This window comes from Lacticaseibacillus camelliae DSM 22697 = JCM 13995 (assembly GCF_001436615.1).
Taxonomy (GTDB): Bacteria; Bacillota; Bacilli; order Lactobacillales; family Lactobacillaceae; genus Lacticaseibacillus; species Lacticaseibacillus camelliae.
In genome coordinates this window covers 19378-33025 of record NZ_AYZJ01000085.1, presented here as the reverse complement: position 1 = coordinate 33025, position 13648 = coordinate 19378, and the positions used below count along the sequence as shown (strand labels likewise).

Genomic DNA, 13648 nt, shown 5'->3' with positions numbered 1-13648 from the left:
GACGTGCATTGGGTGGCCGCACCTCTCTACAATTAAAGGTGGAGGTGCACCATGCAAAAAGACTACGCGATCAAGCAATCACAAACCACCAGCGCCCAGGAAACCAGCGGCGCGTGCTGGCACTGCATTTTTGACCCCACCGAAGGCGAGCTGCAGACCCTCAAAGACCGGTACCAGTTGCCAGACGGCTACGTTGAGGCCGCGCTTGACGATCACGAGGATGCGCGCAGTGAGGCCTTGAGCCAGGGGGCTGAGGCCCCCGGGTTCATTTTGGTGCGCGAACCTTTTGCTTACGAGGGTGACACTGGCTACCGGACGTACGCGACCATGCCCCTAGCCTTGATCTTGCTGGAGGATGAGCTGGTCACCATCAGTCGCGCTAAGCCGCGGCTCATGGATGACTATCTGCAGGCGTTAGACCAAGTTGAAAGCGCCGACAGCTTCGCCTTGCGCATCGTTGATCGGGTGCTGGACTGCTTCACCAAGGATATTGACGACATGGCAGACAGCACCCACGCAATGGAAAAACAGGTCAAAAACTCAGCTAAAAACACGTTGATTTATGAAGTCATGAGTCTAGAAAAAGGCCTCGTTTATTTCAACGCGGCCCTAACGCGCACCCAATCGCTGGTAGCAGATATTCGCGGCAGCGATTGCTACTTTCAAGCAGCGAGTGACGCCCGGGTGCTGTTCCTGCTGGACGTGAAAGTCAGGCAGATCCTGACCACGGTCGAAAGCACCGAGGAGATCCTGGATCAATACAACAGCGCAATTTCGTCTGTGGTTGGCAACAACTTGAACCTGATCATGAAAATGCTGACGTCCGTGTCGATCCTGCTGGCGATTCCGCCCATCGTTTCCGGTATCTTTGGGCAAAAGACGTGGATTCCTTGGAAAGATGGGCCGGTGGTCGGCTTCTGGCTGACGTTGGCGATTGCTCTGGGGATCAGTGCGGCCGTCGCCTGGTGGCTGCATTGCAAGGATTACTTTTGAGCTTGGTTGGTCATTTTCAGCGGATCGACCCATGCGTCATACTGTTCGGCCGTCACCGCGCCTGAGGCAATTGCTGCCTCGCGCAGGGACTGGCCGTTTTTTTGTGCCGTCTGAGCAAGCTTCGCCGCCTGCGCGTAGCCAATGTGCGGCGAAAGCGCCGTGACCAGCATCAGCGAGCGGTCGACCAGGTCGCGCATCCGCCCCTGATTTACGGTGAGCCCTTGCAGCAGCAGCCGGTCAAGCTGGGTGATGCCCCCGGCCAGTAGCGTGCAGCTTTCCAGCACGGTGGCGCCAATCACCGGCTTGTACACGTTGAGTTCAAAGTTGCCCTGGCTTTCGGCGACGGCAATCGTCGTGTCGTTGCCCATGACCCGAGTGGCGATCATCGTGAGGGCCTCGGCCTGCGTGGGGTTGACCTTGCCTGGCATGATCGAACTGCCGGGCTCGTTGGCGGGGATGGTCAGCTCGCCGTACCCACCACGGGGGCCGGATGCTAGGAAGCGGATGTCATTGGCGATTTTCATCAAGTCCGCCGCAAGCGTCTTCAAGGCCCCGTGAATGGCCGTCAGCTCGCTGTGAAAGGCCAGCCCGTGAAACTTGTTGGGCATTTCCTTGAACGGCAGACCGGTCAGCTTGGCAATTTGCGCGACCATCGCTGCGGTTTGCTGCGAGGTCGTGTTCAGGCCGGTGCCCACGGCGGTGCCACCCAGCGCCAGCGTCAAGAGCTGCGGCTGCAACTGGCGCAAGGTGGCCACATCCCCTTCAAGGGTCGCGCGCCAGCCGGAGACTTCCTGCCCGAAGGTGAGCGGAGTGGCGTCTTGCAGGTGCGTGCGGCCTAGTTTGACGACATTGGCATAGGCCGTCTCTTTTTCCTTCAGCGTCGCGATCATGGCTTCGGCGGATTGGCAGACCTTGGTCACGGCCGGGTAGGCGGCCATGTGCAGTGCGGTGGGAAACGTGTCATTCGAACTTTGCCCGCGGTTGACGTCATCGTTTGGCAGGACTGGGCGGCCTAACGCCGAGCTGGCGAGGTGCGTGAGCACTTCGTTGACGTTCATATTGGTTTGCGTACCGCTGCCGGTTTGGTAGACGTGCAGCGGAAAATCGGCCATTAGCTGGTCATCTGGCAGGGCCTGCAGGTGGTCCGCAGCGGTGATGATGGCCCGGCCGACCGGTTTGTCGAGACCATGATTCATATTGACAGTCGCAGCCGCCGCCTTAATCGTCAGCAAGGCCCGAATCACCTCGGCCGGCATTAACGGGCCGGTGGGAAAGTTGTGGCGAGAGCGCTCGGTTTGCGGGCCCCACGCCACGTCATCGGGAATTTCCACTGCGCCCAAAGCATCTTTTTCAATCCGCATTACTGTTCTCCTTCTTCCAATAATAATTGTGCCAGCTGGTCAGTCGCAGGCGTGTGCTGCAGGGTGCGGCTGGTGACCAGCGCAATGTCAAACGTGGGCTGGCCCGGATCGGTCAGCGGAATAGTCACTAAGTGGTCGGCGGGCTGCACCGCGATTTGAGCCAGCAGCGCCACGCCGACCTTAGCCTGTACCATGTGCTTGAGCAGCGCCACGTCTTGGGTGCGGTAAACCACGCTGGGCTGAATGCCGGCATTGTGGGTAAACCACTCGAAGGCTTTCGTGTGCACAAACCCTTCGGCCAGGGTGACAAAAGGCTCCGCCGCCAGTTCGGCAAAACTGAGCTGCTTTTTAATTGCTAACGGGTGGTCCGGCGACACCACTAACGTGAAAGGGACGCGCCGCAGCGGTTGCACCTTCAAGGCCGGCGCGTTGAGCGGCCCGGTGGACCCCAGCAAGGCGCCGTCGAGGTGGCCGCCGCGCAGGTCCGCCAGGAGATTTTGCGAGCCGTCCTCCACGGTTTGCAGCTGATCGATGAGGCCGGCCTGCATCAGCGCCGGTGCCAGCGTAGGAAAATAGTAGTTACCGATGATCGGCGGCAGGCCAAAGCGGATCTTACCGCTGCGCGCCCGGGCGAGCTCGGCCTCGGCGGCGGTCAGCTCCGCGGTGATCACCTGGACATGGCCAGCCAGCTTTTCGCCGGCCGGGGTGACGGTGATGCGAGCGTGGCTTTGGTCTCGGTCGATCAGCTGGATCCCGAAGTGGGTCTCAAGTCGTTTCAGGGCCATCGTGATGGTCGGCTGGGTCACGCCAAACTCGGCGGCCACTTGGGAGAAGTTCTTGATCTTGGTCAGGGCCTCAAAGTATTCCAGATCGCGTGTGTTCATGCTCAGCGCTCCTTTTCTCATATAACGAAAGATTAACACAAAAAGGGGTTGGCAAAATGAAAAGGCGATGAAAGCTGGTTGTCGACGCCCTCAGCAGAAAATAGACGAAAAAGTTTTCGGCCGAACGGCGCGGCGTATCAAGTGAGCAGGCATCGGCACCGGTGAATAGCGGTCATATAATCAACTCGTATGGCTCTTGGGCTGTTTGACTATATTTTTGTTAGCCGCGTAAAGTGACTCCTGTAATCAAATAGGAGGAACACGACATGAAATACACACCAGAACAATTGCTTCACGATCCATTTTTAAACAAGGGCACGGCTTTCACCGCCGAAGAGCGCGCTAAGTATGGGCTGAATGGCCTGTTGCCAAGCGCCATCCAGACGCTGGATCAGCAGGTGACTCAAGCTTACGCCCAGTTGGAAAGTAAGCCGACCCCGGTCGCCAAGCGTCAGTTCTTGATGCAGCTGTTCAATGTGAACCATGTGCTGTTTTACAAACTGTTCTCTGAGCACATTGTTGAATTCATGCCGATTGTTTACGATCCAACCATTGCCGATTTCATCGAAAACTACTCCGCACTGTTCATCGAGCCGCAAAACGCGACTTACCTGAGCATTGACGCGCAGGATGACATGGAAGCGGCTTTGCGCCGCAGTGCCAACGGTCGTGACATTCGACTGATTGTGGTCACCGACGGGGAAGGCATCCTCGGCATCGGCGATTGGGGCACGCAGGGCGTCGACATTGCGGTCGGCAAGCTGATGGTGTACACCGGCGCCGCTGGCATCGACCCGAGTCAGGTCCTACCTGTCGTTTTAGACGCCGGCACCACGCGCAAGGAACTGCTGGAAGATGACCTGTACCTTGGGGTGCGTCACGACCGCATCTACGGCGAAAAGTATCACGCCTTCGTTGACAAGTTCGTGGCGACGGCCGAGAAGCTGTTCCCACACCTGTACCTGCACTTTGAGGACTTCGGCCGCGCCAACGCAGCTGACATCCTCAATCAGTACAAGGACAAGATCACGACTTTCAACGACGACATCCAAGGCACAGGGATCATCGTGCTGGCCGGGTTGTTTGGGGCCATGAACATCTCCAAGCAAAAGCTGACCGACCAGGTGTACATGAGCTTTGGGGCCGGGACTGCCGGCGCCGGCATCACCCAGCGCGTGTACGACGAGTTCCTGCAGCAGGGCATGGATCCGGCCGAAGCCAAGAAGCACTTCTACCTGGTCGACAAGCAGGGCCTGCTCTTTGACGATGACGACACGCTGACCCCGGCGCAAAAGCCGTTTGCGCGCAGCCGTAGTGAGTTCAAAAACGCGGCTGAGCTGACGTCTCTGGAAGCTGCCGTTAAGGCCGTGCACCCAACAGTCCTGGTTGGCACCTCGACGCAACCTGGGAGCTTCACGCAGCCGATCGTCGCCGAAATGGCAGCGCACACTGAACGCCCGATCATCTTCCCACTGTCCAATCCGACCAAGCTGGCGGAGGCGAAAGCGGCAGACCTGATCAAGTGGACCGAGGGGCGCGCGTTGGTTGCGACTGGCATTCCGGCCGCTGACGTTGACTACAACGGCGTGACTTACGCCATCGGCCAAGCCAACAACGCCCTGGTTTATCCAGGACTGGGCCTGGGTACGATTGCCGCAACCAGCAAATTGCTGTCTGACGCGATGATCTCTGCCGCTGCCCACAGCCTGGGTGGTCTGGTTGACCCTGACAAGGCCGGCGCTGCCGTGCTGCCGCCAGTCTCCAAGCTGGATCAGTTCAGCAAGACGGTCGCGATTGCGGTGGCGACTCAGGCCGTCAAGGATGGCCTGAACGAAGAACCGATCGCTGACGTTAAACAGGCGGTCGCTGACATGCAGTGGTCCCCTGAATACCGCGACCTCACCGATGTAGAAGTGGAGGACTAATTGTGACTGCCTTATACACGAGTATCGAAAGTGTTTTAACCATTGTTTTGATGATCGCGCTAGGCTACATTCTCCAGCACAACGGCTGGTTTGATGAAAAGTTCGGTCAAACGATCTCTAACCTGTTGATGAAGGTGGCGCTGCCAGCGTCCATCTTCATCCAGGTCCTGCAGCGGCTGACCCGCAGCAAGCTGATCAGCCTGTCTTCCGGGCTGGTTTACGGCTTCGGCGCAGTGGCGCTGGGCTACATTGTCGCCTTCATTCTGGTCAAGCTGCTTAAAGTACGCCCGGGGCGGCGCGGGACGTTCATCAACATGTTCGTCAACGCTAACACCATCTTCATTGGCCTGCCGCTTAACATGGCGCTGTTCGGTGACAAGGCGACCGCGTACTTCCTGATGTACTACGTGGTCAACACCGTGTCCACCTGGACGCTGGGGGCGTTTTTGATGAGCTGGGATGACCCGACCAAGGTCGCCGGTGAAATCGGCACGAAGGCCAGCTTCAACTGGAAAAAGCTCCTGCCAGCCCCACTGGTTGGGTTCCTGGTCGCACTGGTTTTCCTGCTGTTCAACATTCCGTTCGTTCACGTCGGCTGGCTCAGCTTTGTGGTTAACGCGATGACGTATGTCGGTAGTCTGGTAACCCCACTGTCTCTGATTTACATCGGGATCATTCTGGCCAAGGCCGGTTTCAAGACCATCAAGTTTGACCGCGATTCCGTGGTCGCTTTGCTCGGTCGTTTCGTGGTCGCACCGCTTTTGATCTTCGCGCTGATCACGATTGGGCTTAAGGCCGGCTTCCAGGTGCCGAGTCTTGAAGCCAAGACGCTGATCGTTCAGGCTTCTGCCCCTGGCCTTGCTGTGCTGCCGATTCTCGCCACTGAAGGCCACGGTGATGTCGAGTACGCGACCAACGTGGTAACCTTATCCACAGTGCTATTCGTTATTGTGGTGCCAATCATCATGCTGTTGATTCAAGGCATGTAATTGGTGATCACATTTAAATAGTTACCGAACGACGCAATCGGCTACCCGATTGCGTCGTTTTGATGCGGTAGAAAAGGCCTGCGTCTTGAATAGGCTTTCATAATTCTGAGCATGGGTGTACCCTAGAAATTAACAAACTTATGCGAACGGTCGACAATTCGTCGACAAATTGCCAGCCTCGTTACCCCTGGCTGGACATGAGCGAAAGGAGCGCTTCGTCAATGGATCTGGGCAGTCTGCACCTTTTTATCCTCGCTGATTTGCACTTGGGCAGCACGCGCCACACCACCGCGGCCTTTCATCACGCGCTGGTCAACATGCACCGCCTTGATCCCAATGCGGCCTTGGTGATCGCCGGTGATGTGACCGATTGGGGAGACCCGGCGCAGTTCCAGGACGCGTGGTCCTCGCTGGAGCGCGTCCCTGCCGATCAGCTGATCGTCTGCCTGGGCAACCATGATGTCCGCGGCCCGCATCAGCTGGATTACGACAACGACCAGGAAAGTGACCCCGAATACTTTCGGCAGGTCACCATGCCAGAGTATCAGGCGCACTATTTGAGTCGCGTGCCAGGGGCCAAGCCTTGGCAGCCATACTTTACGGTGGACCTGGGCGATTACCACTTCATTGTGATGAACTCCGAAAAGGGTCTTAAGGATGGCGCCTACATCTCTGCCCAGCAGGTGGCCTGGCTCGACGACGAACTACAGGCCGGCGAGGACGGCGGCCAGAAAAACCTGGTGCTGGTCCACCAGGCGCTGCGGGACACGCACTGGCGCAGTAATTTTGGCGGTGGCTTTGGCATTCAGGATGCCGTGATCAAAGACGTGCTGCGTCGGCATCCGAACACCTTCATTTTGTCCGGTCACATCCACAATGGGTTTGGCGTGGCGGAGGCCATCCCGCGCGATTTTGGCACGTGCATCGACCTGCCTGCGTTTGCGCTGAGTGAAAACGGGTATGATGGGGCCGGACTGGCGTATTACTGCACGTTTACCGCGCGAACAATGAAGTTTGCGGCGTGGGATCTGGCCATCAACCGGCCGCTGCCGCAGTACGATTTGAGCCTGAAAACAACGACGCTTGCGGCGGCGCTGCCAAGTATTGCCAAGCAGGACGCGGCCGCTGGGGTCCGGGCTTTGCAGCTGCTGCACCGCAGTTATGCGACCGCCACTTTTGACGATCCGCGCACCGATGCCACGCCGGACGCGCCGGCACAGCAGTTGTTTGGCCCGTCGGTGCAGGCTCAGGTGGCCGAACTGATTGGCAATGCCCGGCCGCGGCGGCCACTCTGCCCTCCGTTAGATCTCAAGCCTTACCACGCGTACTTTGCCCGGCGTGACGACGCAACTGAGACGCTGGGGCGGCTGAGCGAAAACCTGACGCATGGTCAGGCCGCTGAGGCCTCGGTGGAGGCCCGGTTGACCCGGCAGTTTGTCCAGGCGCGGCTGGCGGAGGTGACCCCGCAAATGATCAGGTTCAGCGACGCGCAGCTGGCTGCGCTGGTGGACGAGGCGCAGCGCCTGTTAGTAGGCGTTTTTCCTCGAATTGACCGCACGGGCCTCGAGGCAGCCATCGCCGCACACGGACAGGGGGCCGATGCAGCCAGCCGGTTGCTACTGGCCCAGGCACGTTACCTGCTGAAGGACCGGGCGGCGACTCAGCCAGCCGTCGACAGCATGGTGGCGCAGCTAAATGCGTTGAAAGCACCGTAAAAAAATCAGGCTTAGACAAAATTAGCCTAGTCGCGTTCCACAAAGCAACGCCCAGACACGCAAACGCCCCTGCATCTCGATTCGAAGTGCGAATCGTGATGCAGGGACGCCTGCGTTTTGGGCTAAAACCGCTTTGTGTCTCAGCCTCATTTTTTAGCAGAGATCAGTGTTTTGCGTGGGTCTCAAGGTAGGCCAGCGCGCTATCGTAATCAGGTTCATTGGTTTGTTCTAAAATCAGCTCACGGTAAACGACTTTGCCCTCGGGATCGGTGATCCAGACACTGCGGGCGTCCGTGTTATTGGTCGCCACATACAGGCCCATCGCTTTGCCGAAACTGCCGTCCACATCTGAAAGCAGGTGCATATTCTTCACGCCTTCGTTGGCGCACCAGTCGTTTTGTTGGGCAGTGGTGTTGGTGGAAATGGTGTAGAAGTTAATACCGTCGAACCGGTCGGCGGCCTGGTTAAAGTTTTTGGTGGAAATGCTGCAGACGCGCGTGTCAATGTCTGGCACCACCGAAATCAGGCTGTAGCGGCCCTTGAGGTGGGACTGGTCAAACGGCGTCTCAGCGGCAGTGGTCACGTTGAACTGTGGCAGTACGTGTCCAATCAATGGTGGCTGGCCGTTTGTCTCTTGTGCTTCGCCATGACGAGTGATTTGCATGATGTAGCCTCCTTTTGCAATCTACCCCCAGTGTAGCATATCCACTTCAGTTTGGCAGGCCCTGCGAGTGGCCGACAGACGGGGCGTCTTGCTACAATTATCGTGTACCAGTGGGTAATCTGATAAGGAGGGGGACATCATGGGCCAAACAGTTATTGTCTATTCGTCGCAGACCGGCTTCACACAGGGATACGCGCTGTGGATCGCGCGGGTGCTGCACTGTGAAGTGCTTGATGTCGCGTTTGTCACCCCGGATGACCTGATCCACACGCGGCTGGTGATTTACGGCGCGCACGCCACCAAGCGCGGCGGCGTGGCCGGCTTTCGGCCTTTCTACCAGCAGTATCAGTTGGCGCTGCCGCATCAGCTGATCGTTTTTGGCACGGGCCTTCTGCCGCCGACCCAAATTGATCTGCAGCAGTTGCGCCAGCACACATTTCGCAGCTGTCACACGCAGCCGCAGCTGTTTTACTTTGACGGCGAAATGAACCCCGACACCATGCCGCTGCGCATCAAGCTGCCGTACTACTCGCAAAAACGCAAGCTCAAGGAAAAGCCCCCGGCTGGCGGCGTTGGGGCGGTGCGGCCGCTGCTTGACGAGGTGGCCAGGCTGGAGGCCAGCGGGGCAATTTAGCGCTGGCAAAAAAAGTTTTGCTGTGTGGGCACTCCGGAAGCGGCCGGCAGGTGGCTGGAAAATTTGGTACACTAAAGCCAAACGAAACCCGGAGGTAACTATGACAATCGATAACAACCAGCTGGTGACCCGCTACTACAACTTGAAGGCAAAAAACGCCGATTTGTTCAAGGCTGTCACGGACTACGTAGACGCTCAGGTCGCGGCGGTTTACACGCAGTTGAGCGACCATTTTGTCGACACCATTATCATCGACTTAGATGAGTTGATGGCCATTGCGGCTAAAACCGCGCCGCAGTTGGATCCGGCCGAGCTTGAAATTGCGGTGACCAACAATGTGCATAAGCACCTCGACGCCTTGGGGCTGTTCGTGGTCCCACAACCATACAGCGACGAGAACACCGTGGTCGCTAAGCTCAATTTCTTTAACCACAGCCGGTACTATTAAACTGGCTGAAGGCTGTTACCTGGAACTGCAGGTGACGGCCTTTTTAGCTCGGTCAAAAAATAATGTGACGCCGGCCCCTATTGTTCCCGCCAGTTCGCCTGGATATGGTACAAATAAGGGGAAGGGAGTGGTCCAGATGACAAAAGACCGGATCTTAGTGGCGTTTGATGGTTCTGCCGCCGGCGTCGCGGCGCTGGAAAAGGCGGTGGCAATCACCGACGTGGCCGACGCCAGCATCGACCTGCTGTATGTGATCGACACGCGCAGCTACCAGGTCGGCTTTTCTCAGCAGCCTGACGTGGACGGCACGATTTTGTACAACGCCGAAACGCGGGCGGAAATCGAGCTGGAAGAGCAGGCCAAGCCGCTGCGAGCGCGGGGCATCGAAGTGCGCACGCACCTGCGCTTTGGCAATCCGCGCACCGTGGTCGCGCTTGATGCGCCCAAAGATTATGCCAGCAGTCTCATCATCCTCGGCCGCTCCAGTAAGCGGCTGACCTCGCGCATGTTCATTGGATCGGTGGCCAGCTTCGTCACTGAAAACGCGCCGTGTGATGTGCTGATCGTCGCCAACCCCAACGCTTAGATAACTCAAAAGGCCATCGCAATTTTTCTTGCGATGGCCTTTTGCACGCTAGAAGCGCCAGTTGATTCTGGACAAGATGCGCCGTCCCAGAAATTCCTGAAGCAGCATGTATACCGGTAAGCTGGAGGCCAAAAGCGGCAGGTAAAATATGGCCCGTGACCAGTCCCACAGGTTCGCTAAAGCGAAGAGGTGGTTGGCCGCGAAGAAGGTCAGGAAGAACAGCCCCGCGACGAGCAGCACCATGGCCGCTTTGTACCGGTTGAACGGCCGCGCGACCAGCAGCACCACGTGGTACTCAATGACGCCGATCATGAACACCACCAATGTGGAGGTCAGGCCAAACGACCAGTTAAACACGTACTCAAAGCGTGTCAGCAGCAGCGTGTACAGGACGACTGCCAGTGCGGCCGGGGCAGCTACGGTCATCACCTTTTGCAGGAAGTGGCCGGTGACCCGCGTGAAGTTTGGCTCCAGGGTGAGGAAGAACGACGGAAGCGCCACGCAGATCGCCGACACCGGGGTCAGGTTGATTGGCGTGATTGGGTAATCCAGCGGTAAAAAGACGAAAATTGCCGTGAGAATCACCGAGAAAATCGTTTTGATCAGGTACATCGAGGCCACCCGCTCAATGTTGTTGATGACGCGGCGGCCTTCGTTGAGCACACCGGTCATGGCATCGAAGTTTGAGTCCAGCAAGGTGAAGTCCGCAATCGACTTGGCGGCCTCAGCGCCGCTGGCCATCGCAATCGCGCAGTCAGACTGGCGCAAGGCCGGCACGTCGTTGACGCCATCGCCGGTCATCGCGACAGTGTGGCCGTCTTGCTGCAGCGCGGCGATCAGCTGCTTTTTCTGCGGCGGCGTTACGCGGCCAAAAACGGTGTACTGCTCGGCAAGGGAGGTAAAATCCGTGTCGTCAGGGACAGTGCTCATATCGATGGCGCGGTCTGCGTGCGGCAGCGCTGCTTGCTGTGCCACGTTGGCGACGGTCAGCGGGTTATCACCGGAGATGACTTTCAGGGTCACGTCCTGGGTGCCGAAGAATGCGAGGGTCTCGGCCGCAGCGGGACGGACCTCGTCGGCAATGGTGATAAAGCCCAGCAGGCGCACCTGTTGCAGAGGCGGCTGAAGGCCTTGGTCGGTTGCCGCAACCGCCAGGACCCGAAAACCGGCCTGCGTGGCTTTTTCAATTCGGCGCCGACTGGCTTCAGGCAGGCTGGCACCGAAGATAAATTCGGGTGCGCCCATCAGCAGGCTGTGCCCGTCCGCAAACGTGGCCCCGGACCACTTGCGTGAAGAGGAGAAGGGAACGGTGCTGACAGTGGTCACACTCGGGGCTTGCGGCCACGCCTGTTTGATGGCCAGCGCCGTTTCGTTGTCATCGTTTAGCGCGTAAGTCACCGCCGAGGCCGCGGCACTGACGGTGTCCTCGGTTTCACCCGCTTCGGGATAGACGCCGGCGACGCGGAGCTGGCCAGACGTGATCGTGCCGGTTTTGTCTAGGCAAAGCACATCGACGCGGGCCAGCGCCTCGATTGCTGGCAGCGCGCTGACGAGCACGCGCTTGCGGCCCAAGTTCATGGATGAAACCGCCAGCGCGACATTGGTCAGCAGCACTAGGCCCTCGGGAATCATGCCGATCATCGCGGCCGCGGTGGACAGGATGGCCCGGTTGTAATTGCCGCGGCGGATCATGGCGACGGTGAAGTAGACCGCGCCCAGTGGGATCAGCACGTAAGTCAGGATTTGAATGATGCGGTTGATGGTGGCGAGCAGCTGGCTCTGGGGATGCCGCGCGGTCTTGGCCGAATCCGTAATTTTGGCGGCGAACGTGGCTTGGCCAACCGCAGTGGCCTGCATCAGCACTTGCCCGGCCACGATGAAGCTGCCTGACAGCAGGGCATCGCCCGTGCGCTTATCGATGGCGTTGGCTTCGCCGGTCAAGGGGCTTTCGTCGACCTCGACGCCGGCGGTTTGTCGGACCTTGCCGTCGACGGGAATTTGGTCGCCGCGGTGCAGCTGGATCAAATCACCCAGCACAAGCTTTTCCTGCGGGATGGCAACTAATTGGCCCTCGCGCATGACCTGGGCCGGGGTTTCGGCCAGGATCGTCATTTTATCGAGTTGCCGCTTCGCGCGCAGTTCCTGGAAGGTCCCAATGGCGGTGTTGATGATGGCAACGAACAGAAACAGCAAGTTGGCGTAGCTGCCCGTCGTGGCAATCAGCACCCCAAGGGCCAGGTTGACGAAGTTGAACAGGGTCAGCGTGTTGCGCTTGATGATGGCGCTGGGGGAGCGGGTCAAACTGACCGGCTTGGTGTTGTGCTCGCCGGCCGCGATTTTTTCTTTCACTTGCTGGCTGGTCAGCCCGGTTAAGGGCGTGGGTTCAAAAGCCATTGAGCCACTTCCTTCCTTTTCTCTATTTTACCGAATTGGGGCCAAGTCGACGGTGAATTACCCTTGCTTAAGAGATTTTTATCGCGCGCAAAAAGGTGCATAATTGATTGCAGAGGAGTTGATGATCAATGAAAACAGCACCAAACGGGACCCATTTTGTGACGTTGGCGAACGGCTACCACCTGTGGACGCAGACGCGCGGCCAAGGCGAGATTCAGCTGATGACGCTGCACGGCGGCCCGGGTGGCACGAACGAAGTGTTTGAAAACTTCGCCGAGCGCCTGGCCCCGTATGGCGTGCAAGTCACGCGCTACGATCAGCTGGGTTCTTGGTACTCGGATCAGCCCGACTGGACCGACCCGGCCGTTCGGGAAAAATTCTTGAACATTCCTTATTACGTGGATGAGGTCGAGGAAGTCCGCAAGCAGCTGGGGCTGGATCACTTTTACCTGCTCGGCCAAAGCTGGGGCGGGGTGCTCGCCATCGAGTACGCCCTGAAGTACGGTGCCCACCTGAAGGGGTTGATCCTCAGCTCGATGATCGACAACTTGGCCGAGTACATTGATCACATTAACGCCATTCGCGAGAAAATGTTTTCGCCGGCCCAGGTGGCTTACATGAAGCACATCGAAGCTGATCATGCTTTTGACGATCCGAAGTACCAGCAGCTGGTCGCCGAGTTGGGCGAGCATTACCTGCATCATGCCGCCGACCCGCAGCCGCGCCATCTGATTTCGACCATGGCCACAGCAGTGTACAACTACTTCCAGGGCGACAATGAGTTCGTTATGGTGGGCGCACTGAAGGATTGGGACCGGCGTGCGGATATCGGTAAGATCACGGTGCCGACGTACTTGACGTTTGGCGGCCACGAAACCATGCCGCTGGCGGCGGCTCAGCGCATGCAAAAAGCCATTCCGCACGCAACGCTGCACATCACCCCGAATGCTGGCCACGGCCAGATGCTCGACAACCCGGTGGATTACTTCCAGCACCTGGGTGAGTGGCTGGCGGCGCAAAATCGCTAGGCGGCATGACTGTTAAAATAGTCAGGC

Annotated in this window: 12 protein-coding genes; 8 read left to right on the top strand and 4 right to left on the bottom strand. The window is 58.3% G+C overall.

Annotation, left to right across the window (positions count from 1 at the left end):
- Positions 1 to 51: 51 nt before the first annotated feature.
- Positions 52 to 993, top strand: coding sequence for a magnesium transporter CorA family protein (locus FC75_RS11325; protein ID WP_054662872.1), 942 nt, complete (start codon positions 52 to 54; stop codon positions 991 to 993).
- Here FC75_RS11325 and FC75_RS11320 read toward each other — a convergent pair.
- On the bottom strand, positions 984 to 2354 hold the full coding sequence (locus FC75_RS11320; RefSeq protein ID WP_054662875.1) for a class II fumarate hydratase: 1371 nt from the start codon (positions 2352 to 2354) through the stop codon (positions 984 to 986). The two genes, FC75_RS11325 and FC75_RS11320, sit on opposite strands and share 10 nt — an antisense overlap.
- The gene (locus FC75_RS11315) at positions 2354 to 3238 is read right to left on the bottom strand and encodes a LysR family transcriptional regulator (protein ID WP_056989941.1); all 885 of its coding nucleotides are present in this window, start codon (positions 3236 to 3238) and stop codon (positions 2354 to 2356) included. Before FC75_RS11315 ends, FC75_RS11320 begins: the two co-directional genes overlap by 1 nt.
- 266 nt (positions 3239 to 3504) lie before the next feature.
- On the opposite strand from FC75_RS11315, the gene FC75_RS11310 reads away from it, so the two are divergent.
- The 3 genes from FC75_RS11310 (at position 3505) to FC75_RS11300 (ending at position 7867) form a co-directional block, all read left to right on the top strand.
- Complete coding sequence (locus FC75_RS11310) at positions 3505 to 5163, top strand: malolactic enzyme (protein ID WP_054662878.1); 1659 nt, start codon at positions 3505 to 3507, stop codon at positions 5161 to 5163.
- 2 nt (positions 5164 to 5165) lie between these two features.
- Positions 5166 to 6152 (top strand): AEC family transporter, encoded by a 987-nt coding sequence (locus FC75_RS11305; RefSeq protein ID WP_054662881.1) that lies wholly within the window; start codon positions 5166 to 5168, stop codon positions 6150 to 6152.
- A 221-nt stretch (positions 6153 to 6373) separates the two neighbouring features.
- A complete protein-coding gene (locus FC75_RS11300) occupies positions 6374 to 7867 on the top strand; it encodes a metallophosphoesterase family protein (protein WP_056989940.1) in 1494 nt (497 codons plus the stop codon).
- A gap of 163 nt (positions 7868 to 8030) precedes the next feature.
- Here FC75_RS11300 and FC75_RS11295 read toward each other — a convergent pair whose 3' ends face one another.
- The gene (locus FC75_RS11295) at positions 8031 to 8531 is read right to left on the bottom strand and encodes a thiol peroxidase (RefSeq protein ID WP_054662889.1); all 501 of its coding nucleotides are present in this window, start codon (positions 8529 to 8531) and stop codon (positions 8031 to 8033) included.
- Between the two features lie 139 nt (positions 8532 to 8670).
- On the opposite strand from FC75_RS11295, the gene FC75_RS11290 reads away from it, so the two are divergent.
- From FC75_RS11290 to FC75_RS12840, 3 genes are all read left to right on the top strand, one after another.
- Complete coding sequence (locus tag FC75_RS11290) at positions 8671 to 9165, top strand: flavodoxin domain-containing protein (protein WP_054662892.1); 495 nt, start codon at positions 8671 to 8673, stop codon at positions 9163 to 9165.
- A gap of 100 nt (positions 9166 to 9265) precedes the next feature.
- Entirely contained in the window at positions 9266 to 9613 is a 348-nt protein-coding gene (locus tag FC75_RS11285; protein ID WP_054662895.1) for a hypothetical protein, read from the top strand.
- A gap of 136 nt (positions 9614 to 9749) precedes the next feature.
- Complete coding sequence (locus FC75_RS12840; protein ID WP_054662898.1) at positions 9750 to 10199, top strand: universal stress protein; 450 nt, start codon at positions 9750 to 9752, stop codon at positions 10197 to 10199.
- A 48-nt stretch (positions 10200 to 10247) separates the two neighbouring features.
- Here FC75_RS12840 and FC75_RS11275 read toward each other — a convergent pair whose 3' ends face one another.
- Positions 10248 to 12593 carry a cation-translocating P-type ATPase gene (locus FC75_RS11275; protein WP_056989939.1) on the bottom strand — a complete coding sequence of 782 codons (2346 nt, stop codon included), beginning with the start codon at positions 12591 to 12593 and terminating at the stop codon, positions 10248 to 10250.
- A gap of 128 nt (positions 12594 to 12721) precedes the next feature.
- On the opposite strand from FC75_RS11275, the gene FC75_RS11270 reads away from it, so the two are divergent.
- Entirely contained in the window at positions 12722 to 13621 is a 900-nt protein-coding gene (locus tag FC75_RS11270; RefSeq protein WP_054662901.1) for a proline iminopeptidase-family hydrolase, read from the top strand.
- The last annotated feature ends 27 nt before the right edge of the window (positions 13622 to 13648 follow it).

Excerpts from the sequence above, each read along its gene's own strand:
- FC75_RS11325 (WP_054662872.1), top strand. The coding sequence starts at position 52 with ATGCAAAAAGACTACGCGATCAAGCAATCACAAACCACCAGCGCCCAG.
- FC75_RS11300 (WP_056989940.1), top strand. The coding sequence starts at position 6,374 with ATGGATCTGGGCAGTCTGCACCTTTTTATCCTCGCTGATTTGCACTTG.
- FC75_RS11320 (WP_054662875.1), bottom strand. The coding sequence starts at position 2,354 with ATGCGGATTGAAAAAGATGCTTTGGGCGCAGTGGAAATTCCCGATGAC.
- FC75_RS11285 (WP_054662895.1), top strand. The coding sequence starts at position 9,266 with ATGACAATCGATAACAACCAGCTGGTGACCCGCTACTACAACTTGAAG.
- FC75_RS11315 (WP_056989941.1), bottom strand. The coding sequence starts at position 3,238 with ATGAACACACGCGATCTGGAATACTTTGAGGCCCTGACCAAGATCAAG.
- FC75_RS11295 (WP_054662889.1), bottom strand. The coding sequence starts at position 8,531 with ATGCAAATCACTCGTCATGGCGAAGCACAAGAGACAAACGGCCAGCCA.
- FC75_RS12840 (WP_054662898.1), top strand. The coding sequence starts at position 9,750 with ATGACAAAAGACCGGATCTTAGTGGCGTTTGATGGTTCTGCCGCCGGC.
- FC75_RS11290 (WP_054662892.1), top strand. The coding sequence starts at position 8,671 with ATGGGCCAAACAGTTATTGTCTATTCGTCGCAGACCGGCTTCACACAG.
- FC75_RS11270 (WP_054662901.1), top strand. The coding sequence starts at position 12,722 with ATGAAAACAGCACCAAACGGGACCCATTTTGTGACGTTGGCGAACGGC.
- FC75_RS11275 (WP_056989939.1), bottom strand. The coding sequence starts at position 12,593 with ATGGCTTTTGAACCCACGCCCTTAACCGGGCTGACCAGCCAGCAAGTG.
- FC75_RS11310 (WP_054662878.1), top strand. The coding sequence starts at position 3,505 with ATGAAATACACACCAGAACAATTGCTTCACGATCCATTTTTAAACAAG.